At 72.9% G+C, this 23748-nt stretch carries 24 protein-coding genes; 13 read left to right on the forward strand and 11 right to left on the reverse strand.

Annotated features, from left to right (window positions below):
* Positions 1-155 precede the first annotated feature (155 nt).
* Positions 156-947 (forward strand): GntR family transcriptional regulator, encoded by a 792-nt coding sequence (locus ACZ6QQ_RS33085; RefSeq protein WP_465881641.1) that lies wholly within the window; start codon positions 156-158, stop codon positions 945-947.
* Between the two features lie 37 nt (positions 948-984).
* On the opposite strand, the gene mshC is transcribed toward ACZ6QQ_RS33085, so the two are convergent.
* The 6 genes from mshC to ACZ6QQ_RS33115 all read right to left on the reverse strand — a co-directional run bounded on the left by mshC (position 985) and on the right by ACZ6QQ_RS33115 (position 6604).
* Positions 985-2223 (reverse strand): cysteine--1-D-myo-inosityl 2-amino-2-deoxy-alpha-D-glucopyranoside ligase, encoded by a 1239-nt coding sequence (mshC, locus tag ACZ6QQ_RS33090; RefSeq protein ID WP_465881642.1) that lies wholly within the window; start codon positions 2221-2223, stop codon positions 985-987.
* A gap of 123 nt (positions 2224-2346) precedes the next feature.
* Positions 2347-3165, reverse strand: coding sequence for an SCO1664 family protein (locus tag ACZ6QQ_RS33095; protein ID WP_465881644.1), 819 nt, complete (start codon positions 3163-3165; stop codon positions 2347-2349).
* A gap of 34 nt (positions 3166-3199) precedes the next feature.
* Positions 3200-3784, reverse strand: coding sequence for a DUF3090 domain-containing protein (locus ACZ6QQ_RS33100; protein ID WP_465881646.1), 585 nt, complete (start codon positions 3782-3784; stop codon positions 3200-3202).
* 139 nt (positions 3785-3923) lie between these two features.
* Entirely contained in the window at positions 3924-4640 is a 717-nt protein-coding gene (locus tag ACZ6QQ_RS33105) for a histidine phosphatase family protein (RefSeq protein WP_465881647.1), read from the reverse strand.
* A gap of 61 nt (positions 4641-4701) precedes the next feature.
* Entirely contained in the window at positions 4702-5535 is an 834-nt protein-coding gene (locus tag ACZ6QQ_RS33110; RefSeq protein ID WP_465881649.1) for an undecaprenyl-diphosphate phosphatase, read from the reverse strand.
* A 16-nt stretch (positions 5536-5551) separates the two neighbouring features.
* Positions 5552-6604, reverse strand: coding sequence for an LLM class F420-dependent oxidoreductase (locus ACZ6QQ_RS33115; RefSeq protein ID WP_465881650.1), 1053 nt, complete (start codon positions 6602-6604; stop codon positions 5552-5554).
* Between the two features lie 209 nt (positions 6605-6813).
* Between ACZ6QQ_RS33115 and ACZ6QQ_RS33120 the strand changes: the two genes are divergently transcribed.
* Both ACZ6QQ_RS33120 and ACZ6QQ_RS33125 read left to right on the forward strand, forming a co-directional pair.
* A complete protein-coding gene (locus ACZ6QQ_RS33120; RefSeq protein ID WP_465881652.1) occupies positions 6814-7785 on the forward strand; it encodes an aldo/keto reductase in 972 nt (323 codons plus the stop codon).
* A gap of 62 nt (positions 7786-7847) precedes the next feature.
* The gene (locus tag ACZ6QQ_RS33125) at positions 7848-8039 is read left to right on the forward strand and encodes a DUF5703 family protein (protein ID WP_326558636.1); all 192 of its coding nucleotides are present in this window, start codon (positions 7848-7850) and stop codon (positions 8037-8039) included.
* Positions 8040-8057: 18 nt separating this feature from the next.
* On the opposite strand, the gene ACZ6QQ_RS33130 is transcribed toward ACZ6QQ_RS33125, so the two are convergent.
* Both ACZ6QQ_RS33130 and ACZ6QQ_RS33135 read right to left on the reverse strand, forming a co-directional pair.
* Entirely contained in the window at positions 8058-8753 is a 696-nt protein-coding gene (locus ACZ6QQ_RS33130; RefSeq protein WP_465881653.1) for a hypothetical protein, read from the reverse strand.
* 93 nt (positions 8754-8846) lie between these two features.
* Complete coding sequence (locus ACZ6QQ_RS33135) at positions 8847-10175, reverse strand: M20/M25/M40 family metallo-hydrolase (RefSeq protein WP_465881655.1); 1329 nt, start codon at positions 10173-10175, stop codon at positions 8847-8849.
* A 238-nt stretch (positions 10176-10413) separates the two neighbouring features.
* On the opposite strand from ACZ6QQ_RS33135, the gene ACZ6QQ_RS33140 reads away from it, so the two are divergent.
* The 5 genes from ACZ6QQ_RS33140 (at position 10414) to ACZ6QQ_RS33160 (ending at position 15170) form a co-directional block, all read left to right on the forward strand.
* Positions 10414-11061 (forward strand): hemerythrin domain-containing protein, encoded by a 648-nt coding sequence (locus ACZ6QQ_RS33140; RefSeq protein WP_465881656.1) that lies wholly within the window; start codon positions 10414-10416, stop codon positions 11059-11061.
* Positions 11062-11112: 51 nt separating this feature from the next.
* Positions 11113-11790, forward strand: coding sequence for a ThuA domain-containing protein (locus tag ACZ6QQ_RS33145; RefSeq protein WP_465881658.1), 678 nt, complete (start codon positions 11113-11115; stop codon positions 11788-11790).
* Between the two features lie 100 nt (positions 11791-11890).
* Entirely contained in the window at positions 11891-12862 is a 972-nt protein-coding gene (locus ACZ6QQ_RS33150) for a LysR family transcriptional regulator (protein ID WP_465881659.1), read from the forward strand.
* Between the two features lie 307 nt (positions 12863-13169).
* The gene (locus ACZ6QQ_RS33155) at positions 13170-14678 is read left to right on the forward strand and encodes a S1 family peptidase (protein ID WP_465881661.1); all 1509 of its coding nucleotides are present in this window, start codon (positions 13170-13172) and stop codon (positions 14676-14678) included.
* 255 nt (positions 14679-14933) lie between these two features.
* Positions 14934-15170: a hypothetical protein gene (locus tag ACZ6QQ_RS33160; RefSeq protein WP_465881662.1), complete on the forward strand. Its 237-nt coding sequence runs from the start codon at positions 14934-14936 to the stop codon at positions 15168-15170.
* A 220-nt stretch (positions 15171-15390) separates the two neighbouring features.
* Here ACZ6QQ_RS33160 and ACZ6QQ_RS33165 read toward each other — a convergent pair whose 3' ends face one another.
* From ACZ6QQ_RS33165 to ACZ6QQ_RS33175, 3 genes are all read right to left on the reverse strand, one after another.
* The gene (locus ACZ6QQ_RS33165; protein ID WP_465881663.1) at positions 15391-15741 is read right to left on the reverse strand and encodes a DUF3140 domain-containing protein; all 351 of its coding nucleotides are present in this window, start codon (positions 15739-15741) and stop codon (positions 15391-15393) included.
* Positions 15741-15944 (reverse strand): hypothetical protein, encoded by a 204-nt coding sequence (locus ACZ6QQ_RS33170; RefSeq protein WP_465881664.1) that lies wholly within the window; start codon positions 15942-15944, stop codon positions 15741-15743. The genes ACZ6QQ_RS33165 and ACZ6QQ_RS33170 overlap by 1 nt, the downstream gene beginning before the upstream one ends.
* 76 nt (positions 15945-16020) lie before the next feature.
* The gene (locus ACZ6QQ_RS33175) at positions 16021-18585 is read right to left on the reverse strand and encodes an ATP-dependent Clp protease ATP-binding subunit (protein ID WP_465881666.1); all 2565 of its coding nucleotides are present in this window, start codon (positions 18583-18585) and stop codon (positions 16021-16023) included.
* Between the two features lie 89 nt (positions 18586-18674).
* On the opposite strand from ACZ6QQ_RS33175, the gene ACZ6QQ_RS33180 reads away from it, so the two are divergent.
* From ACZ6QQ_RS33180 to ACZ6QQ_RS33200, 5 genes are all read left to right on the forward strand, one after another.
* Positions 18675-19055: a hypothetical protein gene (locus ACZ6QQ_RS33180; RefSeq protein WP_465881667.1), complete on the forward strand. Its 381-nt coding sequence runs from the start codon at positions 18675-18677 to the stop codon at positions 19053-19055.
* Between the two features lie 206 nt (positions 19056-19261).
* Complete coding sequence (locus ACZ6QQ_RS33185; protein ID WP_121160520.1) at positions 19262-19522, forward strand: hypothetical protein; 261 nt, start codon at positions 19262-19264, stop codon at positions 19520-19522.
* 7 nt (positions 19523-19529) lie between these two features.
* On the forward strand, positions 19530-20399 hold the full coding sequence (locus tag ACZ6QQ_RS33190; protein ID WP_465881669.1) for a hypothetical protein: 870 nt from the start codon (positions 19530-19532) through the stop codon (positions 20397-20399).
* Positions 20392-23094: an FtsK/SpoIIIE domain-containing protein gene (locus ACZ6QQ_RS33195; RefSeq protein ID WP_465881671.1), complete on the forward strand. Its 2703-nt coding sequence runs from the start codon at positions 20392-20394 to the stop codon at positions 23092-23094. Before ACZ6QQ_RS33190 ends, ACZ6QQ_RS33195 begins: the two co-directional genes overlap by 8 nt.
* Entirely contained in the window at positions 23091-23741 is a 651-nt protein-coding gene (locus ACZ6QQ_RS33200; RefSeq protein WP_465881673.1) for a hypothetical protein, read from the forward strand. Before ACZ6QQ_RS33195 ends, ACZ6QQ_RS33200 begins: the two co-directional genes overlap by 4 nt.
* The last annotated feature ends 7 nt before the right edge of the window (positions 23742-23748 follow it).

Consider the following 23748-nt stretch of genomic DNA (forward strand, 5'->3'; position numbering starts at 1 on the left):
CGAAGAGCGTGGGCCGTGACGACGGTCCGGCGGCAGTGAACGCGTAACCCCCTCGCGGAAGGTCCGGCCCTCGGCGTGTCGCTGTGGGCCGGACCACCTCGCGTACGGCATCCTAGGAACCTAGTGGGCGAAGATCGGCGCGAGGGAGGAACCAGGTGCAGATCAATCCGGGGGCGGCCGAGTTCCCGCACCGGCAGATCGCGGCCCAGTTGCGTACGCGGGTCCGACAGGGCGACTGGGCGGCCGGTGAACGGCTGCCGAGCATCCCGGCCATCGCCGAGATGTTCGGGGTCGCCAAGCAGACCGTGCAGCGCGCCATCGACCAGCTCCGGGTCGAGGGCGTCCTGATCACCAAACCCGGCTCCGGCACCTACGTACGCGGCACCCGACGCCGGCTCAACCGGCTCTCCCGTGGCCGCTACGGCGGTCACCGGGGCTACCACGCCGACCTCGCCGCCCGCTACCGGCAACACCTGATCCAGGTCGGCCGGGCACCGGCGCCGCCGGAGGTGGCCGACGCGTTCGGCGTGCCGGACGGCACCGAGATGGTCATCCGGCGGCACCTGGTCCGGACCGAGGACACCCCGGTCGAGGTGGGCGCCTCCTGGTTCCGGGTGGCCGACGCCGCCGGCACCAGCCTGGAACGGATGGAGGCGTTCGGCCGGCCGCTCTACCAGGAGGCCGAGGAGGCGATCGGGCGCGGGTACAGCTCGGCCACCGACACCATCAGCGCCCGGCAGCCCAGCCGGGAGGAGGCCGAGATCCTCCAGATCCGGCCGGACACGCCGGTGCTGCACCTGCTGCACGTGGCGTACGACGACCGGCACAAGCCGATCGAGGTGGCCCAGGCGACCTGGCCCGGACCGATGACCACGCTGACCGAGGAGTACCGGATTCCGGGACCGGCGGCCGAGCCGGAACCCGACCCCGGTCTGGTGCTGGGCTGACCGGGATCGGGACGACGGCGTTCGGTTCGGGACCGGGCTAGAGCTTCACTCCGAGCAGGGCGTCGACGGTGTCGGCGAAGAGCGCCGGGGCGGCCGGGTCACCACCGTCACCGGCGAGGGCGCTCTCCGCCCAGGCGTCCAGCAGCACCAGCGCACCCGGAGTGTCCAGGTCGTCGGCGAGCCGGCCCCGTACACCGGCCAGCAGCTCGACCCCGGACGGCCCGGAGCCGGCCGCGGCCGCCTCGCGCCACCGGGCCAGCCGCTGCTGGGCGGTCTTGAGCACGTCGTCGGTCCAGGTCCGGTCCGACCGGTAGTGGTCGACGACCAGACCCAGCCGCACCGCCATCGGGTCCACCCGGTCGGCCCGCAACCGGGACACGAAGACCAGGTTCCCCTTGGACTTCGACATCTTCTCGCCGTCCAGGCCGATCATGCCCGCGTGGACGTAGTGCCGGGCGAACGGCGACTCACCGGTCAACCGCTCGGCGTGCGCGGCCGAACACTCGTGGTGCGGGAAGAGCAGGTCGTTGCCGCCGCCCTGGACATCCATGGTGTTGCCGAGCAGGTCCAGTGCGATCGAGGCGCACTCGATGTGCCAACCGGGCCGACCGGGACCGAGCGGGCCGCCCTCCCAGGCCGGCTCGCCGTCGCGTGCCCCGCGCCAGAGCAGCGGGTCCAACGGGTCGCGCTTGCCCGACCGGTCCGGGTCGCCACCGCGCTCGGCGGAGAGGACGAGCATCTGCTCGCGGGTCAGGTTCGACTCGTAGCCGAACCGGGGCGCGGCGGCGAGGTCGAAGTAGACGTCCCCGGTCCCGTCCTCCAGGCGGTACGCGGCACCGTCGTCGTACAGGGTGCCGACCTTCTCGACGATCGCCGGGATCGACTCGACCGCGCCGACGTAGTGCGCCGGTGGGATGATCCGCAGCGCCTCCATGTCCTCCCGGAACAGCGCCGTCTCCCGCATCGCCAGCACGACCCAGTCCTCGCCGTCACGCGCGGCCCGTTCCAGCAGCGGGTCGTCGATGTCGGTGACGTTCTGGACGTACCGCACCTCGTGCCCGTTGTCCCGCCACATCCGCTGCACCAGATCAAACGTGATCATAGTGGCGGCGTGCCCGAGGTGGGTCGCGTCGTACGGCGTGATGCCACAGACGTACATCGTCGCCGGCCCGGTGGGGCGACTGGGGTGAACGGCGCCGCGCGCCGAGTCGAACAACGCCAACGGCTCACCGGTTCCCGGTAGCCGTGGCACCTGATGCCCCGTCCATGCGTCCATGACGGCCAGCCTAACCAGCCCGGCCCGGCCCGTCGTGACAGCCCGAGGTGATCAATGCGATAGCGCGCACGGTCGCCCCGGCGCGGGCCGTCCGATTGTCGCCGCCACGCGGGACCGGCGACCTCAGATCGGCGGCCACGGGATGGCCGGCCAGTCGACGGGGGGTACCGGGAACCGGCCCGTCTCCAGCAGCCGGTTCACCCGCGCGGACACCTCGGCGACCTCGCTGATGGTCAGGTGTTCGGCCAGCTCCGCGCCGAGCGCCCCGGCAAGCCCGGCGGCGAGCTCGCCGAGCACCTCGACCGCGTCCGGCGGCAGGATCCGGCGGGACCAGCCCCAGAGCACCGTACGCAGCTTGTCCTCGACGTGGAAGCAGACACCGTGGTCGACCCCGTAGATCCGGTCGTCGGGCCCGAGCAGCACGTGCCCGCCCTTGCGGTCGGCGTTGTTGATCACCGCGTCGAAGACCGCCATCCGGGCCAGGCGCGGGTCGTCGGCGTGGGCGAGCGCGTACGGCACGCCGTCGTCGTCCTGGGCCGCCGCCACCCGGAACCACCTCGGCGGCAGACTGTCCGCCGGTACGAAGCCGACCACCGGTTCGGCGTCGGCCGGCTCGTCGATCCAGAGCTGGCAGGCACCCGGCCCGAACGGGCCGTCGCGCAGCACCGTCGGCGGCACCACGTCCCAGCCGCTGGCCCGTGACACCAGGTAGGCGCTCACCTCGCGGCCGGCCAGCGTGCCGTCGGGAAAGTCCCAGAGCGGCCGCTCACCGCGCACCGGCTTGTAGACGCACCGGGCGGTCACCCCGTCGAGGGTCAGGAAGCCCCGCAGGGTGGTGTTGGAGGCGTCGGCCAACCGCCCCTCCAGCTCGAACTCACCGCCCCGGAGCAGGCGTAGCGCGTCGCTCTCGTCGAGCGCCGGCTGCACGTCGGAGGCGGTCACCGCAGCGGCACCCGGTTCGCGGGGTCGACGATCATCAGCGGTGGTAGCCGTTGTGCCGGGGGCAGAGGTGACCGGCCGGGTCGAGGGGCTGGCCGCAGAGCGGGCACGGCGGCCGACCGGCGTTCACCACCCGGCGGGCCCGCTCGATGAACTCCCGCGCCGCCTGTGGGGTCAACCGCACCCGCAGCCGGTCGAGGTCGTCATCGGGCTCCTCGTCCTCGTCGTCGGTCTCGTCGACCTCGTCGGGCTCACCGAGCTCAACCTCCGCCTCGGCCTCACCGGCCGCGATCGCCTCGATGACCACGGTGGCCGTGTCGACGTCGAAGGCGAGGCCCAGGGTCCCGACGCGGAACTCCTCGTCGACCGGGTTGTCCAGCGGGTCGTTGTCGGAGGTGACCACCACCGGATCGGGCAACTCGACCCCGAACCGGCGTTGCGCCTCGGTCAACAGCTCTTCCAGCTTTTCGGCCAGCAGCGACACCTGGACCTTCTCCAGCGCTACGCTGACCACCCGGCCGCCGCCCTTGGCCTGGAGAAAGAACGTCCGCTCCCCCGGCGGGCCCACGGTCCCAGCGACGAACCGCTCTGGCGGCTCGAAGGCGTGCACCTGGTGGGTCATACCCACGACCCTATCCGGCCCGATCCGCCGCCGCGCAGCGCACCGACCCGAATCGCCGGCCACCCCCGCTCGGGCCCGGTCGTGCCTGGTAGCGCCCGTGCGCGGGGCCGGTCGACGGGGCCGCTCGGGTCGACCGGGCTCATCGCTGCAACCCCGGCTCACCGCTGCCGGCACCGCCGCCGACCGCGGCGTCGGAGTCGGCCGGACGGGGCCGGCGTCGGCGGGTCCGCCGGGGCGGCACCAGGTTGCCCAGATCGCCGGCGGAGTCGTTGAGCCGGAGCACGAACGGCCGGGTCGGGGTGTAGCGGATCGCGGTCACCGAGGCCGGGTCGGCCACGATCCGCTGAAAAAGATCAAGGTGTACGCCGAGCGCGTCCGCCACGATCGCCTTGATCACGTCGCCGTGGCTACAGGCCAGCCAGATCGCCTCCGGCCCGTGCTCGGCGGTGACCGAGGCGTCCCAGCGGCGTACCGCCGAGACGGCACGGGTGGCCATCGCCGCCATCGCCTCGCCACCGGGGAACACCACCGAACTCGGGTGCTGCTGCACCACCGGCCACAGTGGATCCTTGGCCAGTTTCTTGAGCGGCTGCCCCTCCCAGTCGCCGTACCCGCACTCGATCAGGTCCTCCTCCAGCGTGGGCGCGACCCCCGGCAGCGCCAGCTCCAGGGTCTGCAGGCAGCGGATGAGCGGGCTGCTGACCACGGCCGCCAACGGGAGCGGGCGCAGCCGGGCGCCGGCCGCCACGGCCTGGGCCCGGCCGGTCTCGTCCAGCTCGACCGGCTGGCGCCCGGCCAGTCCACCGCTGGCGTTCGCGGTGGTCCGGCCGTGTCGCAGAAGTAGGAGGGTTGCCACCGGACCACCCTACTTCGGCGGTCCCGACCACCGGATCAGGTGCCGCCGATGCCGCCGGTGATCAGGTCGCACTGATGGTGCCGGTGATCAACAGGGCCAGTACCAGGCTGCCGAGCGCCACCCGGTACAGCACGAAGGCGTACAGGGTGTGGTGGGCGACGTAGCGCAGCAGCCAGGCGATGGAGACGTAGCCGACCCCGAAGGCGATCGCCGTGGCCACGATCATCTGCGCGGGGGTCGGGATGGAACCGTCACCGCTGTTGTCGAAGACGTCCGGGACGCTGAACAGGCCGGACATCACCACCGCCGGAATGGCCAGCAGGAACGAGTACCGGGCGGCGGCCTCGCGGGTCAGGTTGAGGAACAGGCCCGCGGTGAGGGTGCCGCCCGAGCGGGACACGCCGGGCACCAGTGCCGCCGCCTGGGCCAGCCCCATCACCACGCCGTCGCGCATGGTGAAGTCCCTGATCGTCCGGGTCTGCCGACCCCAGTACTCGGCGAAGGCGAGCACGAAGGCGAAGACGATCAAGACGGTGGCGACCAGCCACAGGTTCCGCGCGGCGGTCCGGATCTGGTCGGCGAACACCAGTCCGAAGACCCCGATCGGAATCGAGCCGACGATGACGTACCAGCCCATCCGGTAGTCCAGCTCGCTGCGGACCGACCGGTCCCAGATCCCGACCACCCAGGTACGGGTGATCCGCCAGATGTCCTTGGCGAAGTAGAGCAGCACGGCCGCCTCGGTGCCGAGCTGGGTGACCGCGGTGAACGAGGCCCCGGCGTCCTTGTCGAAGAAGATCGCCGAGGTGATCCGCAGGTGCGCCGACGAACTCACCGGCAGGAACTCGGTGAGCCCCTGCACGATGCCGAGGACGATCGCCTCGATCCAGCTCATCCGCGCACCGCCGTACTCACTCGCCCACCCCGGACAGGTCCAGCGCCTCGGCGGCGGTCCGCAGGGTCCGGATCCCGCTCTCGACGTCGGCGACGAAGAGGGTCACCGACAGGGTGGTCACCCCGGCGGCGGCGTACTCGCGCATCCGGTCGGCGATCCGCTGCCTCGACCCGAGCAGCGAGGTCCGGTCGATGAACTCCAGCGGCACCGCCGCCGCCGCGTCCCGGTGCCGCTTGGCCAGGTAGAGATCCTGCACCTCACGGGCGGCGTCGCCGTAGCCCATCCGGATGGCGAGCTGGTTGTAGAAGTTCTGCTCCCGGCTGCCCATGCCGCCGACGTAGAGCGCGGCGTACCAGCGGACCAGTTCCGCGCTGGCCTCCACGTCGTCGCCGAGCACCAGCGGGACGCTCGGTACGACGTCGAAGCCGGCCAGTTCCGCGCCCGCCCTCGCCCGACCGGCGGCGACCGCGGCCAACTGCTCGGCGGCGAACTCGGGGGCGAAGAAGACGGCCAACCAGCCGTCGGCGATCTCACCGGCGAGTTCCAGATTCTTCGGCCCGACCGCGGCGAGATAGATCGGCACGTGCTCGCGGTGCGGGTGGAACCCGAGCCGCAGCGCCTTGCCGGGTCCGTCGGGCAGCGGCAGCCGGTAGTGGGCACCGTCGTACTCGACCGGCTTGCGGGCCAGCGCCAGCCTGACGATGTCCACGTACTCGCGGGTGCGGGCCAGCGGCTTGGCGAAACGTACGCCGTGCCAGCCCTCGGAGACCTGCGGACCGGAGACACCGAGGCCGAGCCGGAACCGGCCGCCGGACAGCGTGTCGATGGTCGCCGCGGTCATCGCGGTCGTCGCCGGGGTACGGGCCGGGATCTGCATCACCGCCGCACCGAGGTCGATCCGCTCGGTCTGCCCCGCCATCCAGGCGAGCATGCTGGGCGAGTCGGACCCGTACGCCTCGGCGGCCCAGACCACCGAGTAACCGAGCCGGTCCGCCTCCTGCGCCAGGAGCAGGTGATCGGCGGGTGTGCTCCACGCCGTCTGGTAGCCGAGACTGAGCCCGAGTCGCACTGGTCCCCCATCCGTGGGTCGAGTCGCACCAGGGTACGCAATCGCCGGGTGCGACCCGGCCACCCGGTGTCCAACGCGCCGCCCGGAATGGTGCAGCGGTGTCGGAAGGCCGTCATTCGGGCCTTCTCGCAGGTCCGAAACACGCGGCGCGGCACACATCAGCGGGAGCGAGGATATCGGTGCGGCGATGTTCTGAATAAGGTTCACCCATGCAACAGCGACCGCTCGGCCGAAGCGGGCTGGCGGTTTCGCGGCTCGCGCTCGGCACCATGACCTGGGGTCGGGACACCGACGCCGACGACGCGGCCGCGCAACTGAAGAGCTTTCTCGATGCCGGCGGGAATCTGGTCGACACCGCCGACGTCTATTCCGACGGCGACGCGGAGTCGGTGATCGGCTCGCTGCTGGGCACCCTGGTCCCCCGCGAGGACCTGCTGATCGCGACCAAGGCCGGGCTGCGGCCGGGGTCGTCGCGCCGACGGGACGGCTCCCGGGGCCATTTGCTGCGCACCCTGGACGCCTCGCTGCGCCGGCTCGGCACCGACCACGTGGACCTGTGGCAGGTGCACGGGTACGACCCGGACACCCCGATCGAGGAGACGCTCGCCGCGCTGGACCACGCGGTGACCAGCGGCCGGGTCCGGTACGTCGGGGTGTCGAACTTCTCCGGCTGGCAGACCGCGCGGGCCGCCACCTGGCAGGCGGCTTTTCCCGGCCGGGCACCGGTGATCGCCGCCCAGGTGGAGTACTCGCTGCTGGAGCGCGGCATCGAGCGCGAGGTGCTGCCGGCCTGCGCCGGGCTGGGGTTGGGGGTGCTGCCCTGGTCGCCGCTGGGCCGGGGGGTGCTGACCGGTAAGTACCGGCACGGCCGGCCGGCCGACTCGCGGGCCGCCTCGCCGCACTTCGAGCGGTTCGTCGCCAGCTACCTGGAGCCCCGCTGTTCGAGCATCGTCGAGGCGGTCGCCACCGCTGCCGGTGGGCTCGGCGTGTCACCGATGGAGGTGGCCCTGGCCTGGGTACGGGACCGGCCGGGCGTGGTCGCCCCGATCCTCGGTGCCCGTACGGTCGGTCAACTGCTCGGCGCCCTGCAGGTCGAACGGATGACCCTGCCGACGGAGATCGCCCGTGCCCTGGACGACGTGTCGGCGGTTCCGGTCGGCTACCCGGAGCGGGACGGCTGACCGGGAAGTCGTCCCGATCTCAACCCCTGGTGCGGCCGGGCGTGCGTGGGCAGGATAGGGGCATGGACTACGAATACGCACCGCTGCGGTTGCCGTCAAACGTCGATCGGATGACCGCCGCGGCTCAACTGGCGATCCAGGCCGAATTCTCCGGTTGGGAGCTGGCCCGGGTGCGACTGTTCCGGGACGGGACGCGGCAGGTGGTGCTGCGTCGCCGCCTGGCACAAACGTCGCAACCGGGCCTCTCCTACTGATTCCGGGCGTTCGGCCGACTACCGGGCCGACGGCACCCCGTGGTCGTGATCGTGATCGTGATCGGCGTCGTCCTCGGACGGCAGGAACGGGTGTTCGTCGAGCCGGCCGACGAGCTGGTCCTCGGCCCCCGGCCGGAACGGCCCGGCGCTGTCGTCGTCGTCGAACGACTCCAGGTCCAGCGGGACCGCCACCTCGCTGACGATCACCAGCCCGTCGAGCGGCTCCAGCTCCGGGATGTCGAGCGCGCCGAGCGAACCGTCGCCGGTCTGGAGCAGCTCCAGCACCGCCTCGCCGACCCCCTCGACCGGCTCGGACTCCTCGTCCTCACCGGCGGCGGCCCGGCGGGCGGCCTCGGCCACCCGGATCAGCGCCGCGACGCTGGGCACCCGGTAGTCGCGCCGCTGGCGGACCGAGACCACCCGGGGGTGCGGGTCGGTCGGCTCGTTGCCGTCGACCCCGCCCAGGCCGACGCCGAACCGCTCGTCGGCCTCGTTCGGGTCGATCGACTCCACGTCCCAGGGAGTGACCTCGCCGAACGCGTCGAGCAGTCGCTCGTCGTACTCGAACGAGGCGTTGTTGAGCGCGACGTACGCCTGCCAGACGTCGTCGTCGTCGATCCGGCCCTCGGCGGCCTTGACCGCGGCGAGGTGGGCCCGAGCGGTCGCGATGACCCGCTCCAGGGCGGCATCCAGCTCGGCGTGCTGGTCGGTCATGGTGTGGCTTTCCCTTCGAGGTGGCAAAAGGCGGGACATGATGGACCCGCGGCGTGTCGGTAACGCCCTGGTTTGCGAACTGATCCGGCGCGGCTAGCAGTCGCGCAGGAACCGGTCGAGTACCCGCACGCCGAACTGTAGTCCGTCGACCGGTACGCGCTCGTCAATGCCATGGAACAACGCGGAGAAGTTCAGGTCGGCGGGCAGGCGCAGCGGCGCGAAACCGAAGCAGCGGATGCCCAGCCGCTCGAACGCCTTGGCGTCGGTGCCGCCGGAGAGCATGTACGGCACCGGCCGGGCGCCCGGATCCTCCGCCCGCAACGCGGCCGACATCGCCTCGACCAGGTCCCCGTCGAAGGTGGTCTCGACGGCCGGCTGCCGGTGGGTGTACTCCACCTCGATGTCCGGCCCGATCACCTCGCGCAACTGCTCCAGCAGCAGCTCCGACTGGCCGGGCAGGCTCCGGCAGTCGATGGTCGCGCTGGCCCGGCCCGGAATCACGTTGTCCTTGTAACCGGCTTCGAGCCGGGTCGGGTTGGCGGTGTTGCGGATGGTCGCCCCGATGATGCTCGCGATCGGACCGAGCTTGGCGATCGCCAGCTCCGGATTCTGCGGGTCGAACTCGATCCCGAGCAGGTCGGACACCTCCTCCAGGAAGGTCCGTACGGTCGGGGTCAGCACCAGCGGGAACCGGTGCCGGCCGACCCGCGCGACCGCCTCGGCCAGCGTGGTGACCGCGTTGTCGTCGTGCACCATCGACCCGTGACCCGGCCGCCCCTTCGCGTGCAGGCGCATCCAGTCCAGGCCCTTCTCCGCCGTCTGGATCAGGTAGAGGCGCACGTCCTCGTTGACCGAGTAGGAGAAGCCGCCGACCTCGCCGACCGCCTCGGTGCACCCGTCGAACAGCTCCCGGTGCCGGTCGACCAGGAAGTGCGCGCCGTAGTCCCCGCCGGCCTCCTCGTCGGCGGTGAAGGCCAGCACGATGTCCCGAGGGGGGCGCACGCCGGTGCGCTGCCACTGGCGGACCACCGCCAGCACCATCGCGTCGAAGTCCTTCATGTCGATGGCGCCCCGGCCCCACAGGTAGCCGTCGCGCAGCTCACCGGCGAACGGGTGCACCGACCACTCGCTGGGGTCGGCCGGCACCACGTCGAGGTGGCCGTGCACGAGGAGTGCGCCCCGACCGGGATCGGTGCCCGGGATCCGGGCCACCAGACTGGTCCGGCCGGGCGCCGACTCGCGCACCTCGGCACTGATGCCGACCTCGGCGAGCTGCCCGGCCACGTACTCCGCGGCCACCCGTTCGCCGGCGCTGGTGGCGTTGTCCCCGGTGTTGCTGGTGTCGATGCGCAGCAGGTCACGGCAGATGTCGACGACCTCGTCGGTGGCGCTGGGCTGGTTGGACGCGGCATGGCTGGTCATGCGGTTCTTCTTACCAGTTGGCCCCGGCGGGCGGTCGGCTCGGCCCGCCCCCGACCGGGTCACCCGCCCCCGACCGGACCCACCGTACGATCACGCAGGGTCACCGTACGAGGCGGTGTCGGTCGGGGACATCGACCACCGGGTTTGGCCCCCCACGGGTACGGGTATCGCCGTCGGCGTTCCCCCATCCATCTCCGTCACCTTCCATCGTCGCCGTACCGCCCGCAGGAGGACCACCGTGACCGTGCCCCTACCCCCGCTGCCGCCCACCGTCGGCGACGACGACGAGCACTACCGTCCCGGCGGGTCGAGCATGGTCGACCTGCTCGCCGACGAGCACGAGCAGATCGGCGCCCTGTGCCGGGAGTTGGCCGATCCGGCCCTTCCCGCCGACCAGCGGCACCGGGTCGGCGAGGTGCTGATCGCGACCGTCACCCGGCACCTGTCGGCCGAGGAGCAGTACCTCTACCCGAGCGTGCGCAGCGCACTGCCGGACGGCGAGTCGGTCGCGGACCGGGAGATCGCCGCCGACGCGGCGCTGCTGCGCGCGCTGATCGACCTGTCCGGCGCCGCGAGCGACGCGCCGGAGTTCGACCGGGCGGTCATCGAGATCGGCGAGCAGGTGGCCCGGCACAGCCGGGTCGCGGCGACGGACATCTTCCCGGCGCTGCGCTCGATCGCCACCGAGGCCGATCTGATCCGGCTCGGCAACCGGGTGCAGATCGCCGAGGAGGCGGCACCCACCCGCCCGCACCCGGCCACCCCGGCCACCCCACCGTGGAACCGGATCGTCGAACCGGCGGTGGGCGTCGTCGACAAGGTCCGGGACGCGGTCACCGGACGGCAGACGTACGTTGAGGACCTGCCCGACGGCACGCGGCCCTGAGCGGACCGACCGCCGGGCGGTCGGGATCCACCGGGGACGGGAGAGCATGCGGTGCGGGACGCGATCGTGGTGCGCGGCGGCTGGGAGGGACACGTCCCGGTGCCGGCGACGGAGCTGTTCATCCCGTTCCTGCGGGAGCGGGGCTTCGCCGTGCAGGTCTGCTCGGACCTCGACGTCTACACCGACGCGGGCCGGCTGGCCGCCGCCGACCTGATCGTGCAGTGCTGGTCGATCGGGACCATCACCGACGCACAGGCGGCCGGCCTGGCCGACGCGGTACGGGCCGGCACCGGCTTCGCCGGTTGGCACGGTGGGATCGTCGGCGCCTTCCACCACACCACCTACCATCAGCTCACCGGCGGCGTCTTCGTGCACCATCCGCCCGGTTTCGTCCATCATGAACTGACGGTCGTGCCCGAGCGGGCCGGGCACCCGGTCGTCGCCGGTCTCGACGCGGTGGCGGTGCACACCGAGAAGTACTGGGTGCTGACCGACCCGCTCAACGACGTACTCGCCACGGTGACCTTCGATGTCGAGCCCGCCGACCCGGCCGCCGCGGATCCGTCGGGTACGCCGTGGCGGCGCCCGGTCACCGTCCCCGCAATATGGACTCGAAACTGGGGCTCCGGCCGGATATTCGTCTCCACCGTCGGCCACAAGCTGGACGATTTTGAGGTACCCGAGGTCCGCGCCCTCACCGAGCGGGGGCTGCTCTGGGCCGCACGTTAGCCCTGGTGGACCGTTCGGATACTTTTTACTTTTCCTTTGGGGGATCTTTCACTGGCCGAAGGTCTTCCCGTAGATCCCGTCATAGTCCTACCGTCACGCTATGAACCTGGAGCTGCGGCACCTGAAGGTGGTCTGCGCCATCGCGGAGACCGGCAGCGTGACCAAGGCTGCCTCCACGTTGGGACTGGCGCAACCCGCCCTCACCGCCCAACTCCAGCGCATCGAACGCACCCTCGGCGGACCGCTGTTCGAGCGGGACCGCCGGGGCGCCCGCCCGACCGCTCTCGGCGAACTGGTGCTCGCCCGCGCCCGGGTGCTCCTGCCGGCGATGAAGGGGCTCCAGGACGAGGCGGCCCGGCTCGCCGGCACCGGTACGACACTGAGCCGGTACCGGTTCGGCGGGGTGAACAGTCCGTTGGTCGGCCGGCTGGTGCACCGCCTCGCGGCCGACCAACCGCACGCCCAGATCAGCACCTACGCCTCCTGGTACGTCGACGAGCTGGCCCAGATGGTGCTCGGCGGCCGCCTCGACTACGCCCTGGCCGGGGTCTGCGGCGACGCCACCCCGTCGGCGGAGTTCGGCCTGACCTGGCGGGCGATCGCGGTCGACGCCGTGTTCGTCGTCCTGCCCGAGGCGCATCCGCTGGCCTCGTCCGACGAGGTCAAACTCGACATGCTCCGCGACGAGCAGTGGGCGGTCGCACCCGGTGACGGCTGTTTCGGGGACTGCTTCGCGGCGGCCTGCGCGCGGGCCGGCTTCACCCCGCGCAAGATGTACGAGACCGACATCCGGGGCTGTCTGGACCTGGTCGACGCCGGTGAGGCGGTGGCGCTGGCGCAGGCCACCTTCCGGCCGGTCCCCGGTCTGGTGACCCGACCGCTGGCCGGTGCGCCGCTGCGGTGGCGGCTGCTGCTCGGCTGGCATCCGGAGGCGCCGGCGGCCGGGATCGCCGACCGGGTGCTCGGCCACGCGGTGGCCGCGTACACCGACTCCCTGGACCGCAACCCGGACTACCTGGCCTGGCTCACCCGCAACCCGGCCTTCGGGCCGCAGCAGATGGCCGCCGCCTGACCCGACCACCGACCGGGGTCCACGTCGACCCCGTCACCACCCCGGCTGGTATGAGCAAGGTGGTATATACCTGTGTCGATTGCGTGGCCGATAAGTTAAGCCTGCCCTGCTCGACCCAGGTCCGGCAGAGCGGCCGACGGCCGCCCGACACCGGGGCTGACCCCCGGTCGGCAGGGCACCGGACCATCCGCACCGCCGGGTCACCGGGCCGGACGCGCCCGCGTCGCCACGGCCGGACGAAGCAACCCCCATGTTCCCGCTTCGCCCGCCGCGCCGGGATCCGGCACACCCCCAAGGAGACGAACGGATGAAGCGAAGACTCGCCGCAGTGGCAGCGGTGATCCTGCTGCCGGCCGGTGTGCTCGGCACCGTGGCCGTACCCGCGAACGCGGCTGTCGGCACCGGCTCGACGAATGCGACCGGCACCGGCTCGACGAGTGCGGTCGGCGCCGCCGCGACGCCGGAGATGCTGGCCGCGATGCAGCGCGACCTCGGCCTGACCCCCGGCGAGGCGACCGAGCGGATCGCCCGCGACGACAAGGCCAGCCGGACCGACGCCGACCTGCGCAAGGCACTCGGCCGGGCGTACGCCGGTGGCTGGGTGAGCGCCGACGGCGGCGCCCTGGTGGTCGCGATCACCGACGCCGCGCTCGCCGGCCGGGTCACCGGCGCGGGTGCCCGGGCACAGGTGGTCGCCCGCAGCGGGGCCGAACTCGACGGCGTCAAGAACGGACTGGACCGCGCCGCCACCAAGGCGACGCACACCTCGGTCGCCGGCTGGTACGTCGACGTGGCCAGCAACACCGTGGTCGTACTGGCCAAGGACACCGCCGCGGCGGGCGCCTTCGTCAAGGCGAGCGGCGTGGACGCCAAGGCGGTCCGGTTGGTTCCCACCACCGAGTCCCCGGTGCCGTTCTACGACGTACGCGGCGGCGACGCCTACTACATGGGCGGCGGCCGCTGCTCGGTCGGCTTCTCGGTGACCGGGGGCTACGTGACGGCCGGCCACTGTGGCACGACCGGCACCGCGACCCAGGGCTTCAACCAGGTCGCCTCGGGCAGCTTCCGGGGTTCCTCGTTCCCGGGCAACGACTACGCCTGGGTGCAGACCAACTCCAACTGGACCCCGCAGCCGTGGGTGAACAACTACGCCGGTGGCAACGTGACCGTGGCCGGTTCCACCGAGTCGGCGGTCGGCGCGTCCATCTGCCGCTCCGGCTCCACCACCGGTTGGCGGTGCGGCACGGTCCAGGCGAAGAACTCGTCGGTGACCTACCCGCAGGGCACCGTCTCCGGCCTGACCCGGACCAACGCCTGCGCCGAACCGGGTGACTCGGGCGGCTCCTGGCTCTCCGGCCAGCAGGCGCAGGGCGTCACCTCCGGTGGCTCCGGCAACTGCTCCTCCGGCGGCACGACCTACTTCCAGCCGGTCAACGAGATCCTCTCGGTGTACGGCCTGACGCTGCGTACCGGCAGCGGCGGCCCCGGCGAGCCGCCGCCGACCGGTTGCACCGGTTACGAGTCGACCTACACCGGCTCGGTGACCAGCGGCAACAGCCAGTTCCAGCCGGGCGGCAGCTACTACCAGTCGACCGTCTCCGGCACCCACCGGGGCTGCCTCGACGGCCCGTCCGGGGTGGACTTCGACCTCTACCTGCAGAAGTGGAACGGCAGCGCCTGGGTCGACGTGGCCGCCGCCGAGTCCGCCAGCTCGGACGAGACGATCACGTACAACGGCACCGCCGGGTACTACCGCTACGACGTGTACGCGTACAGCGGCTCGGGCAGCTACTCGCTCGGTATCACCAACCCGTAACACCGGTAGCCGGGCCGGTGCGGGGCAGGACCCGCGCCGGCTCGGCGACCGCCCGGATCCGGGCGGGCTGCGGGGTGCGCACCGGACCCCGCATCCCGCCCCTGCGCGATGTCGCCACCCGTTTCCCCGTCCTCGGCGTCCGGCCGGTCCAGCGGCCCGGCCGACAACTCGCGGCGACGGATCCCGTCGGTCGGTGCACCGGCGCGCAGGCCGCGGGCAGGTGCGAATCGCCCCGGACCGGGTACCGGTAGGTACATGACCGACCTCATCCCGCCCGACGACGCCCGGGAGACGGCCCGGCGGGTCGCCGCCGCCCACACCGCGGCCTCCCGCGACGTGGAGGCGTTCCTGCGCCGGGCACCCGACCTGCCCACCCCCGCCGACGTCGCCGAGTACGCCGCCCTGCTCGCCCGTGAGCAGGCGCTGCGCGACGACCGCCGGGACGCGGCCGAGACGGCCGGGCTGGGGGCCCCGAGCATCGGCGGCGAATGACCCGGCCGACGGACGACCAACCGCTCCCTCGACATCCCCGCATGCCCCACCGGGACCCACTTCGTGATCGCGGAGAGTTCGGCTCGCCATAGACTGCCTAACTCTCCACGATCATGATTCACAGCGCGGTCTGCGGGCGCCGGGTGAATGCGGTGTGGCCACTGGCGAGCGCTAGGTGACTGGCGTCGTGGTGCGGCGGGAGGGGTGTCGGGACGTTGGCTCAGCGCTCGGCCAGGGGGTCGTGGCCCAGGTCGAGCAGGGCGCGGCGCCAGCCCTCGTCGCTCGCTCCGCCGTCGGGGCGGGAATCGAGCAGCCCCTCGATCCCGTCCACCGTCTCCCGCATGACGTCGATGTCGTCCGGGGTCAGGTCGACCTTGCGCTTGCGCTTCACCGCGAGGATGTGTCGGCCCGGTTCGGGCAGGTCGAGGTCCGGGCCCGGACCGAACGCCTCCTCCCCCGACCCCTGCGTCATCAGCCAGGTACGCAACTGCTCCGAACTGACGTTGACCCGGTCGTGGAAGTCCTGCCACAACTGTTCGACCTCGGGCTCGATACGTTGCTCGCGGGCCATCACCCCTCCTTCCCGGACGTCGACTTCCCGGACGTCGACGGCGTCTCCGCCCGGTCGTTGCCGGCCTCGTCCGCCTCGCCACGGTCGGCGTCGCCACGGTCCGGCTCGTCGCGCAACTGCGTCCGGTCCGGGTTCGCGGTCGGTGGTTGCAGCACCGCGTCGGTCTTCGGGCTCTTCTCCCGGATCTCCTCAGGTTGGCTCACCGTCCGACTCCCCTCGCCGTGCCACCGTCAGGACCTTCCGTGTCCGCGCACGTCACCCCGGACCGGCCGGCGGCGCTCATTCGCTGGCCGCCGAGGCCGGTGCGGGGTTGCGCCCGCTGTTGTGGCCGCTGTCCGACACGTCGAAGGTGAGCGCGCCGTCGGCGGCGTCCACCGTGATCCGCTGGCCGGGTGAGAGCGAACCGTCCAGCAGCATCCGGGAGAGCCGGTTGTCGATCTCACGCTGGATCGTGCGGCGCAGCGGCCGGGCCCCGAACTCCGGCTGGTAGCCGTGTTCGGCGATCCAGTCCACCCCGGCGGTGGTGAAGTCGACGACGATGTCCTGGGCGTGCAGGCGGCGGCGGGTCTCCTCCAGCAGCAACTCGGTGATCTGCCGCAACTGCTCGCTCTCCAGCCGACGGAAGATGATCACCTCGTCGATCCGGTTCAGGAACTCCGGGCGGAAGTGCTCCTGCAACCGGCGCATCAACCGCTCGCGCAGCTCGATGCTCTCGTCCTCCTCCCCGTCGCCGCCGAAACCGACACTGCGCTGGGTACCGGTGATCAGCTCGGAGCCGAGATTGCTGGTCATGATCAGTACGGTGTTGCGGAAGTTGACGGTACGGCCCTGGCTGTCGGTGAGCCGGCCGTCGTCGAGCACCTGCAACAGGATGTTGAACACGTCCGGGTGCGCCTTCTCGATCTCGTCGAGCAACACCACCGCGTACGGGCGGCGGCGCACCTCCTCGGTGAGCTGACCGGCCTCCTCGTACCCGACGTAGCCGGGCGGGGCGCCGACGAGCCGGCTCACGGTGTGCCGCTCCTGGAACTCGCTCATGTCGAGCCGGATCATCCGGTCGGACTCGCCGAACAGCGCCCCGGCCAGCGCCCGCGCCAGTTCGGTCTTGCCGACCCCGGTCGGTCCGAGGAAGAGGAAGCTGCCCATCGGCCGGTTCGGGTCCGCCAGCCCGGTACGCGACCGCCGCACCGCCTCGGCCACCGCGTTGACCGCGTCGTCCTGGCCGACGATCCGCTCGTGCAGGTGCCCCTCCAGGCGCAGCAGCCGGTCGCGTTCCTCCTCGGTGAGCTGGCTGACCGGGATCCCGGTGGCGCGGGAGACCACCTCGGCGATCTCCTGTGGCCGTACCTCGGGGACCTGTCCGTGGCCGTTGTCGCCCCGGGACGACTCGATCCGCTCCTGCACGCCCTGCAACTTGTCGCGCAGCTGCGACGCCCGCTCGTACTGCTCGTCGGCGACCGCCTGCTCCTTGTCCCGGCGCAGGTCCTCCAGTTCCCGCTCCAGGTCGCGTACGTCGTTGTCGGGGGTGCGGGTGCGCAGCCGTACCCGCGCGCCGGCCTGGTCGAGCAGGTCGATCGCCTTGTCCGGCAGGAACCGGTCGGTCAGGTAGCGGTCGGACAGTTCGGAGGCGGCGACCAGTGCCTCGTCGGTGAAGCGCACCTGGTGGTGGGCCTCGTACCGGTCCCGCAGACCGCGCAGGATCGCCACCGTGTCGTCGACCGACGGCTCCGGCACCAGCACCGGCTGGAACCGGCGGGCCAGCGCGGCGTCCTTCTCGATGTGCCGCCGGTACTCGTTGAGCGTCGTCGCGCCGACCACCCGCAACTCGCCCCGGGCCAACGCCGGCTTGAGCATGTTGCTGGCGTCCATGCCGCCCTCGCTGCCCGCCCCGCCGGCACCGACGAGGGTGTGCAGTTCGTCGAGGAAGACGATGAGTTCCTCGCCGTGCGCCCGGATCTCGTCGATCACCTTCTTCAGGCGCTCCTCGAAGTCGCCCCGGTACCGGGTGCCGGCGACCAGACCGGCCAGGTCGAGTTGGACCACCCGCTTGCCGAGCAGGGTGCGGGGTACGTCGCCGTCGGCGATCCGTTCCGCCAGCCCCTCCACGATCGCGGTCTTGCCGACCCCGGCCTCGCCGATCAGGACCGGGTTGTTCTTGGTGCGGCGGGACAGGATCTCGACCGCCTGTTCGATCTCGTCGGCCCGGCCGATGACGGGGTCGATCTCGTCGGCGCGGGCCAGGTCGGTGAGGTCCTGGCCGTACTGGTCCAGGGTCGGGGTGCCCCGGTCGGGCTTGGGGCCGGGGACGCCGGAGCGCTCCGAGTTCGCGGTCTGCAGCGACTGCGGCTGGATCCGGCCGGCGGCGAGCATCCGCCCGGCCGGCGACTCGGGGTTGAGCGGCAGGGCCATCAGGATGTGCTCGGGGCCGATGTAGGAGGCGCCCATGGCGCGGGAGAGCTGGTGGGCGTCGAGCAGCGCCCGCTTGGCGGCCGGGGTCAGGGAGAGGTTCGGCGGCACCTGCCCCTGCGGCGCCGGCTCGGCCGGGCGCTGCTGGCCGCCGAGCGCGCCCGCCAGCGCGTCCGGGTCGGCGCCGGCCCGGCGGACGAGTTCGCGCAGCGGCTCGCGCTGCAACGCGGCCCAGAGCAGGTGGTCGGTGTCGAGGTCGTTGCTGGAGGCGGAGGCGGCCCGGCGGGCGGCGTCGGCGAGCAGTTCCCGGGCATCGGCGGTCATCAGTCGGGTGATGTCGACCCGGTGGGCCGGGCGGCGGCCCTCGCCGCGCCCGAAGTACCGGGCCAGGAACTCGTCCCAGGGATCAACGCCGGAGTCACCGGGCGGCTGTGTCATCTCGGGTCCCCTTCGACGGGCGCGACACGGTCGGCGTGGCCTACCCGGCGGTTGGCCCGACAAACGTGCGCCGGTGGCAGGCTGACCCCATGCAGACCGAGCCGCTCCTGGTGGTGGACGCCGCGAACGTGATGGGTTCCCGGCCGGACGGGTGGTGGCGGGACCGGGCCGGGGCCGCCGCCCGGTTGCGTGACGCGCTCGCCCCGGTCGCCGAGACGGGCCTGCCCGAGCTGCCCGCCCCGGTCGAGGTGGTGCTGGTGGTCGAGGGGGCGGCCCGCGACATCCCCGGCGCCGACCGGGTCCGGGTGGTGCCCGCTCCCGGTTCCGGTGACGACCGGATCGTCGACCTGGTCCGGGCGGAGGCTCCGGGCCGGCGTTGCGTGGTGGTCACCGCCGACCGGGAGCTGCGGGCCCGGGTGACCGCGCTGGGGGCGGAGGTACGCGGTCCGCGCTGGTTGCGCCCCGCCTGACGGCCGCCGTACCCCGTCTCGGGCAATCTGTCGGAGATCCGACTGAAAGTTGCCTGAAATGGCGGGTGCTGCGGTCCTACCTCGGACTCCACCGGAAGCCACGGTCCGCGTCGGAACGGACACCGAGGCGATAACCGCCCACGGGGGTATGTTGACCCCAGAAGAAAACGAGAGCCCTCCCCGCCACGCCCCCAGGAGGTTCCGCCGTGGCGAGCGTCGCCGAGCTGAAAGCAGCCATCGATGCCGCCCTCCAGCAGATCACCGAGGGCCAGACCGCGGTGCAGGCGGCCAGCGAGAAGCTGACCGAGGCACAGCAGACCCTGGCCGGCGCGCTGGAGGGCAGTGGACACGAGACCGTCAGCGCCGCCCAGGCCTCGCTCACGCAGGCCTCCCAGGAACTGGAGGAGTGTCTCTCCGCGACCCTGGCCGCGGTGGAGCAGGCGCAGCTCTACGTCTCGACGCTCTGAGCCGCCGATGTCCATCGTGGAGGAACTGGGCGCACAGGTCCGAGCCGCCGTCGACGAACTGCCGGTGGCACTGGTGACGGAGACGCTGGACCGGCTCCGGCAGGCCGCCGACCGGCTGCGCTGGGTCCGCCAGGAGTCGGCCGACCCGATGGGGGTCCCCGAGCTGTCCGCGGCGACCGAGCACGCGGAGACCGCCGGGCACGCGCTGCTCGTGGCGAAGGACCAGTTCGCCGCGTACCTGGCCGCGATCGGGCTGGCCGGGGACGGGCCGCCGGCCGCCGGGCAGGCGCAACGGCGGGAGCCGACCGACGACGCGCCGACGGCGGGACCGGGACCCGTACCCGAGCCGCGCGGCGAGGCCGGGCCGGTGCACCGGTGGTGGTCGGTCCGGGTGACCGAGCTGACCGGCCAGCGGGACTCGCCCGAGGCGAAACCCGACCGCGAGATCACCGACGCCGAGGACCTGCTGCGCCGGGTGGCCGAACGGGTCCGCGCCGACGACCGGGGCCAACTGCACGCCCAGCTGCGCGACGTACCGGCCGACGTGGGGCTCGGCATGGCCGCGGTGGCCCCGCCGATGCTGCGCGACCTGGCGACCGAACTGCTCGGGCACCCGCCCCGGGCCCAGGACCTGCCGCGACTGCGCAACGAACTCACCGGCAAGGCCCGCGACCTGTTGCCCGGACTGCCCGCCGAGGTGCTCGAAACGGCGCTGAGCCGGGTCTGCCGGATGCCGCCGCCGAAGAACCCCACCGCCCCGCCGCACCCGGCCGACCCGGCGGTCGCCGCCGGTGTGCTCACCGGCCTGCTGCTCAACCGACTCGGTCGCGACGCCCGGTCGGTGGCCGCCCAGAACCTTCGGGAGTCCGATGGCTGACGTCCGGACCCAGCTCGTCACCCGGGTCCGCGGCATGCTGTCGCACGCGCTCGGCGCCACCCGTGGGCGGCTGACCCAGGCGCGTACCGAACTCGACGGCTCGCGGGACAAGCTGACCCGGACCCGGCGCGCCGCCGCGCGGGTGCCGCAGCGGGTCGGTGCCGAACGGGACCGCCGACTCGACGAGATCGCCGACGAGTACGAGGGCCAACTGATCGACCTGGCCTCGCGTACCGCTCACGCGGCGACCGAGGCGGCGCCGGGGGCGGCCAGCGCGGCCTGGCCGGCGTGGCGGCCGAGCCCGGCCGACCGGCACGAACCCGCCGGGGCGCTGCGGGTCGGCGCGGTCCGGCTGCCCGGCGCCGAACCGGTGCCGGCGCTGGTGCCGCTGCTCGACCGGGGACATGTGCACCTGGCCGGGGACGACCGGGCCGGCTGCGACGCGGTGGTGGCCGCCCTGCTGCTGCGGGCGATCGGCCGCGCCGAACCCGGCGCGGTCCGGCTGATCGGGTACGACCCGGAGCATCTCGGCGGCGGGCTGGCCGGCTTCGCCCCGCTCTCCACCGCCGGCCTGCTCACCTTCGTCGGGCCGGGTGGCCTGGCCCGCCTCCTCGACGACCTGGTGGACCAGATCAGGCGGATCAACGAGACCGTCCTCGCCGGCGAGTACGGCTCACTGCGCGAACTGGCCGCCGCCACCGGCCGGCGTCCCGAACCCTGGCGGGTGGCGGTGCTGCTCGGCGGGGACGAGCTGACCCGGCACGAGCGCGGCCAACTCGACCGGGTGGTCCGCACCGGTGCCGCCTGCGGGGTGCACCTGGTGGTCCGGGGCATCGAGCTGCCCGACGAGCCCGACGTCGAGCGGATCCTGGTCGGCGACGGCCTGACCCGGCTGCGGACCGCACCGGGGCTGGCCGTACGACTCGATCCGCCGCCGCCGGCCGCGCTGGTCACCGACACCTGCCGGGAGATCGCCGCGACGGTCACCGCGGGGCCCGCACCGGCGCCGTTCACCGACCTGCTGCCCCCGGTCGACCAGATGTGGAAGGAGGGCTCGGCGACCGGGCTGACCGTGCCGATCGGCGACGGTCCGCAGGGGCGGCCGGTGCTGCTCACCCTCGGCGACTACCCGCCGCACGCGTTGATCGGCGGCCCGTCCGGCACCGGGAAGACCAACCTGATCTTCGCCTGGATCGGTTCGCTGGCCGCCCGCTACTCCCCCGCCGAGCTGGAGTTCTACCTGCTCGACTTCAAGGAGGGCGTCTCCTTCGCCCGGTTCGCCCAGGGCCGCCGCGACCCGAGCTGGCTGCCGCACATGCGGCTGGTCGGGATCAACGTCAACACCGACCGCGAGTTCGGGCTGGCCCTGCTGCGCTTCCTCGCCGAGGAGCTGCGCCGCCGGGCCGACGCCGCCAAGCGACACGAGGTGACCAAGCTGTCCGAGCTGCGGGCGGTCGACCCGGACGGGCACTGGCCCCGGATCGTGGCCGTCGTCGACGAGTTCCAGATGCTGCTCGCCGGTCGGGACGCGGTCGCCCGGGAGGCCGCCGACCTGCTGGAGGACCTGGCCCGGCGCGGCCGGTCGCAGGGCATCCACCTGGTCCTGGCCTCGCAGGACGTACGCGGCATCGAGGCGCTGTGGGGGCGGCCGGCGCTGGTCGCCCAGTTCACCCTGCGGATCGCGTTGCCCAAGGCGCTGCGCATCCTCGCCGAACGCAACGACGCGGCGCAGGCGCTGCCCCGGCACCACGCCGTGATCAATGCCGAGTCCGGCATGGTGGAGGGCAACCAGGTGGCCCGGATCCCGTCCGCCAGCGACTGGGGCACCTGGAGCGAGTTGCAGAACCAGCTCTGGCGGATGCGCCCGCAGGACGCCGCGCCGGCCCGGCTCTTCGACGGCGACGCGGTGCCCCGGCTGGCCGAGGCGCCGGACTTCGCGGCGCTGCGACCGGTCGACGGGTCGGCCGAGGGCCGGTCGGCGGGGGGTCCGCGCGGCCCGATCGCCCTGCTCGGCGAGATCATCGACGTCCAGGCGCGGTCGGCCGGGATGCGGCTGCCCCGCGCCCCCGGCCGGAACCTGGCGATCATCGGCACCCGGGTCGACGAGGCGTGCGCGGTGCTCGACGCGGCGGCCCGCTCGCTGCACCGACAGCACCCGTCCGGCACCGCCCGGTTCTCCATCGCCTGCCTGGACCCGGACGCCGACTCGGCCGCCCGGACCCTCTACGACTCCCTCGGCGACGACGCGGCCTGGTACGACGAGGAGACGGTCGCGGAGCTGATGGCCGAGACCGCCACCGGACTCGGCCCGGGCACCGCCCCCGGCGAACCGCACTACCTGCTACTGTACGCCGTCGACGCGGCCGCCGGACGGTTGGCGGCGCGGGCCGGTGGGCGTACCGGGCTGGAGCACCTGCGGCAGATCCTGCACGACGGGCCGGAACGACGTACGCACGTACTGGCCTGGTGGCGGGGGGTGGCCCGGATGCGGGCCGACCTCGGTGGCCCGGCGTCGCGGACCGACCAGATCGGCGCCTGGGTGGCGCTGGACGTACAGGGCGGGGAGCTGGGCTCCTCGCTGTATCCGGGCACCGGCGGGCCGGACTGGTATCCGAGGCCGTGGCGCGGGCTCTTCTTCGACCGGGCGGTGCACCGCACCGGGCAGACGATCATCCCCTACGGACCGGCCCGATGAGCGAGACGTACGCCCAGCTGATCCGCCGGCTGGCCGAGGTGACCGCGCGGATGGACGCCGAGCGGGCCGAGGCGCAGAGCTGGTACGCCGGCCAGGTCGCCGCCGCCGAACGCGCCGTACGCGACGCCGAGGCGGCGGTCCGGCGGGCCGAGGTGGAGCTGGAGGCGGCCCGCGAGGAGGCCGAGTCGACCGACGCCGAGGTGCTGCACCTGTGGCAGACCCTGCGGGAGCGGCTCGGTGGCGGCACCCGGCGCATCGGTGACCCGCCGATGCCGACGCCGGGGGCGCCCACCGACCCGAGGATGCTGCTCGACGGGGTGCGGGAGCTGCTGGACCGCAACAAACACCCCGGTGAGCTGCCCGGCTCGACGCAGCCGCTGCTGGCGGTCTTCGGTGTGCTCGGCGCGGCGGTCGCGTACGCCCTGGGGTTCGCCGCCCGCGCCGCCGGCCTGCGCTACGGCGGCGATCTGGCGATCGGGATGCCGGTGCTCGGCGTGGTGGTGACGCTGGTCGGGCCGGTGGTCGGGCTGGCGCCGGCGAAGCTGCTCGCCGATCGCCGACACGCCGGCCTGGACCCGAAGTCGGTGACCGTGGTGCTGGCCGCCGGGGTGCTGACCACCGCGGCACTGTTCGCCCTGGTCCGCTGACCGGGGT

The sequence above is a fragment of the Micromonospora sp. NPDC049529 genome (assembly GCF_055586685.1).

Coding starts and splice junctions, on each gene's coding strand:
- mshC (WP_465881642.1), bottom strand. CDS start 2,223: ATGGACGCATGGACGGGGCATCAGGTGCCACGGCTACCGGGAACCGGT.
- ACZ6QQ_RS33100 (WP_465881646.1), bottom strand. CDS start 3,784: ATGACCCACCAGGTGCACGCCTTCGAGCCGCCAGAGCGGTTCGTCGCT.
- ACZ6QQ_RS33110 (WP_465881649.1), bottom strand. CDS start 5,535: ATGAGCTGGATCGAGGCGATCGTCCTCGGCATCGTGCAGGGGCTCACC.
- ACZ6QQ_RS33120 (WP_465881652.1), top strand. CDS start 6,814: ATGCAACAGCGACCGCTCGGCCGAAGCGGGCTGGCGGTTTCGCGGCTC.
- ACZ6QQ_RS33125 (WP_326558636.1), top strand. CDS start 7,848: ATGGACTACGAATACGCACCGCTGCGGTTGCCGTCAAACGTCGATCGG.
- ACZ6QQ_RS33130 (WP_465881653.1), bottom strand. CDS start 8,753: ATGACCGACCAGCACGCCGAGCTGGATGCCGCCCTGGAGCGGGTCATC.
- ACZ6QQ_RS33135 (WP_465881655.1), bottom strand. CDS start 10,175: ATGACCAGCCATGCCGCGTCCAACCAGCCCAGCGCCACCGACGAGGTC.
- ACZ6QQ_RS33150 (WP_465881659.1), top strand. CDS start 11,891: ATGAACCTGGAGCTGCGGCACCTGAAGGTGGTCTGCGCCATCGCGGAG.
- ACZ6QQ_RS33155 (WP_465881661.1), top strand. CDS start 13,170: ATGAAGCGAAGACTCGCCGCAGTGGCAGCGGTGATCCTGCTGCCGGCC.
- ACZ6QQ_RS33160 (WP_465881662.1), top strand. CDS start 14,934: ATGACCGACCTCATCCCGCCCGACGACGCCCGGGAGACGGCCCGGCGG.
- ACZ6QQ_RS33165 (WP_465881663.1), bottom strand. CDS start 15,741: ATGGCCCGCGAGCAACGTATCGAGCCCGAGGTCGAACAGTTGTGGCAG.
- ACZ6QQ_RS33175 (WP_465881666.1), bottom strand. CDS start 18,585: ATGACACAGCCGCCCGGTGACTCCGGCGTTGATCCCTGGGACGAGTTC.
- ACZ6QQ_RS33180 (WP_465881667.1), top strand. CDS start 18,675: ATGCAGACCGAGCCGCTCCTGGTGGTGGACGCCGCGAACGTGATGGGT.
- ACZ6QQ_RS33190 (WP_465881669.1), top strand. CDS start 19,530: ATGTCCATCGTGGAGGAACTGGGCGCACAGGTCCGAGCCGCCGTCGAC.
- ACZ6QQ_RS33195 (WP_465881671.1), top strand. CDS start 20,392: ATGGCTGACGTCCGGACCCAGCTCGTCACCCGGGTCCGCGGCATGCTG.
- ACZ6QQ_RS33200 (WP_465881673.1), top strand. CDS start 23,091: ATGAGCGAGACGTACGCCCAGCTGATCCGCCGGCTGGCCGAGGTGACC.